Here is a 3,335-nt window from a genome sequence, read left to right on the forward strand (position 1 = left end):
ATAGAGGTTCGGGGTAGCTCCCCATAAAGAAACCGGATATACGTGCACTTGTAAACCGCTAACTTAAGCTTCTTGCATTACTAGGGGAGTCCATATACGTCCCTCGCCCTTGAGGATGACGAATAAAAACAAATGAACCCAAACGGTGTCATTCCCGAAAGCGACGAAGGAGCATTGTCGGGAATCTCTCTTTCGATATGCTAAAAAACAAAAAGGGCCGATGTTCTCACATCAACCCTTCTCTTTATTTTCGAAGCGTAGCGCTGTCGTATCTCGACTCTAGCCTCTCAATTCTTTAGTACTGATCTTCAGACCAACCATCGCTGTCCGACATATCCGGAGCACCAGCAATGGTATTTTCTTCATCAGCCCATTCGCCAAAATCAATCATTTGGCACTGCTTGCTACAAAAAGGGCGGTGAGGACTTTGCTCGCCCCATTCAACGTCTGCACCACATTGTGGGCATGGAACGACAGTAATTTTAGACATCGTCATTCGTCCTATTTATTCGGTGTTCAAAGGTATTAAGGCAATAGTAGTGCGTCTTGTGCTTAGCTACAAACCGCAAGTTCAAACTCGACGTCTTGCGTGCAAGCTTGACCACTTTCAAAGGCCATGAATTTGATGGCAAAACGGTTCTTATGACCCGAAATCATCGGGTAAACACCGTATTCCATTGGGATGTGTAAACGTAGGATATTGGCTTCATCCGCGTCACTTTGGAAGAACCCTGCACGGGCGATTTGGGCTTTAAAGTGGCCCGTTTCACGAGTCAGCTTCAGCCATAGAGCTAAGGCATCAGAGAGCGGCTTTAAGCTTGCTTGCCATTGGTCAGCATCGTGCTTTTTACGCTCAATCGGTAAATGAAGCCAGTAATGCAAAGCCGGTAGGTCGAAACAACACGAACCACCCGGTAAGTTAAAACGCTGGCGGATTGAGCTTAGGAAACGATCTTCCTTAAGCGCTTGACCGAAACGCTCAGCCGTCATCAGTTGGCTATGAACGACATCGATCTCATTAAGCAGTTCGCCAAGTGCCTGTTGATCGACACCATCAACATTTAACCAGTTACGATAAGCTAAACGCTGCTTCTCTAGATCTTTCGCCAACTCGCTTTTCAGCTGGATCTGCTCAAAGATTTCGACCATATCGAAAAGCGCGCGGAAGAACAGCTGATATTGGTGGTTATCAGCAAAACCAGAGGCTAGGTGAGCCTGACGCAGCAAAGACTCAACTCTTAAGTAGATGCGAGTTTTTTCATTTAACGGATGTTCAAATTTGTGCGTGGTCATCGACAGTAGCCTTGGTGAGTTTCATTCCTATTTTCGCAGATTTTTCTTACACATGGCTAGGTACTTTTCGTGTAAATCTGTGATTTGAAGCAAAAGATCTGGGTCATCTGGATTATTCTTCACCACATCATCGGCCAGAGCAAGTCGTTGCTCACGAGAAGCTTGGGATGCCAAGATGGCTTTTGCTTGCTCTTCGCTGACATTATCGCGTTTTACGGTTCTTGAGATCTGGGTTTGTGGGTCAACATCTACAACAAGAACGCGATCACATAAGCTATCAAGCTTATTCTCTACTAATAAAGGTACAACTAAAAGCGCGTAGTCCGATGTGACTTGCTCCAAGTCTTCGATCATCTTTTCACGAATCATTGGGTGCAATAAGCCGTTTAACCAAGCCTTTTCTTCTGGATTAGAGAAAATTCTCTCTCTTAGCTTGGCTCTATCCAGCATTTGATCATCGCGGACAATATCAGCACCAAAGTGCTCAATGATGGCATTTAGTCCTGGAGTTCCAGGCTCCACGACTTCGCGAGCCACGATATCAGCATCGACAATGTCGATCTTGAACTGCTGTTTGAATAGGTTTGCCACCGTAGTCTTGCCACTTGCAATACCACCAGTAAGGCCAATAACGAAAGCCATTTACACTCCTAGAATCGACGTAAAGTACCAGTTGAGGATTTGATGGCCCCAAATTAGGCTCACCCAGCCAGCAATCGCAAGGTAAGGGCCGAAAGGAAAGGCTTTCTCGATACCTTGTTTTTGCAAGCGCAGTTGGATAAGACCAAAGATGACGCCGACCACCGAAGAGAGCAAAATGATCATCGGTAGAGATTGCCAACCCAACCAAGCGCCCAATGCCGCAAGGAGTTTAAAGTCACCATAGCCCATGCCTTCTTTGCCTGTTAGGAGTTTAAACAGCCAGTAAACACTCCAAAGACACAGATAGCCCGCCATTGCACCAATGATAGAATCTTGTAGGCTGACAGGACTGATACCAGCAAGAGCAAGTGCGATACCTGCCCACATCAATGGTAGAGTCAGTTGGTCTGGCAACAACATGGTATCGAGGTCGATAAACGTGGCAGCAATCAATACAAAGGTAAAGAAAACCAGCGCTACAGTGAAGTAGCTAAAACCGAAATGAAAAGCGATAAAACCCGAACAAAACGCAGTAAGCAGTTCAATAAGAGGGTAGCGAGCACTGATGGGCGCTTGGCAGTTGTGGCACTTGCCTTTCAGCAATAGCCAGCTAATTACCGGAATGTTGTCTCGGATGCGAATGGGTGTTCCGCATTGCTGACAAGACGAGCGAGGTACACTTAACGTCAGCGTCTCTTTGGGTGGTTCAATCTTATATTCAGGGAAGGATTCAGCGCACTCACGTCGCCATTCTAGTTCCATGATCTTGGGTAAACGGTAAATAACCACGTTGAGGAAACTACCCACAATCAAACCGAAAATTGTGGCAAACACAACGAATAGCCATGGGTAGTACTGGAATACTTCCATATCTGTCTCTTGAGCGATGAATCAAATAAGCAAGATGCTGTTTTGATGGTATTAATTTGCTAAAGAATCATTCTATCCTAATACGCTCATCAAATTAAAGATTGGTAAGTACATTGCTGTGACTAGACCACCAACCACCACGCCAAGAAAGACGATGATCAATGGTTCTAAAATCTTACTCAGATTATCAACGGTATTATCCACTTCGAACTCATAAATAGCGGCTATCTTGTTGAGCATGTCATCCAATCGACCTGACTCTTCACCTATCATGACCATTTGCAGTACTAGCTCAGGGAAAACGTTACAGTTCCGCATGGCAATATACATAGGCATACCAGCTGCAGTGTCTCGATACACTTCTTCAATTGCTAATTGATAGTGCATGTTACCGGAGGTTTTTGAGGTGGTTTTTAATGCGGTGAGAATTGGAATACCCGCACTAAAGCTGGTTGCTAAAGTACGGCTAAACTTGGCAATGGCTGCTTTGGATAATACAGGCCCCAAGATAGGCTGTCTCTTATACACAA

5 protein-coding genes are annotated in these 3,335 nt (G+C 45.2%); all 5 read right to left on the reverse strand.

The annotated features are described in order from the left end of the window. Nucleotides 1-295 precede the first annotated feature (295 nt). Nucleotides 296-490, reverse strand: a complete 195-nt coding sequence (yacG, locus tag KIV40_RS24705) for a DNA gyrase inhibitor YacG (RefSeq protein ID WP_005534053.1) — start codon at nucleotides 488-490, stop codon at nucleotides 296-298. A gap of 62 nt (nucleotides 491-552) precedes the next feature. Continuing rightward, nucleotides 553-1,293 carry a cell division protein ZapD gene (gene zapD / locus KIV40_RS24710; RefSeq protein WP_012128881.1) on the reverse strand — a complete coding sequence of 247 codons (741 nt, stop codon included), beginning with the start codon at nucleotides 1,291-1,293 and terminating at the stop codon, nucleotides 553-555. 27 nt (nucleotides 1,294-1,320) lie between these two features. After that, the gene (coaE, locus tag KIV40_RS24715; protein WP_012128880.1) at nucleotides 1,321-1,935 is read right to left on the reverse strand and encodes a dephospho-CoA kinase; all 615 of its coding nucleotides are present in this window, start codon (nucleotides 1,933-1,935) and stop codon (nucleotides 1,321-1,323) included. Next, complete coding sequence (locus tag KIV40_RS24720) at nucleotides 1,936-2,805, reverse strand: A24 family peptidase (RefSeq protein WP_012128879.1); 870 nt, start codon at nucleotides 2,803-2,805, stop codon at nucleotides 1,936-1,938. 72 nt (nucleotides 2,806-2,877) lie between these two features. After that, a partial coding sequence (locus tag KIV40_RS24725; RefSeq protein WP_285351831.1) for a type II secretion system F family protein occupies nucleotides 2,878-3,335 on the reverse strand: 458 nt, incomplete at its 5' end.

The organism is Vibrio sp. D173a, from assembly GCF_030248475.1.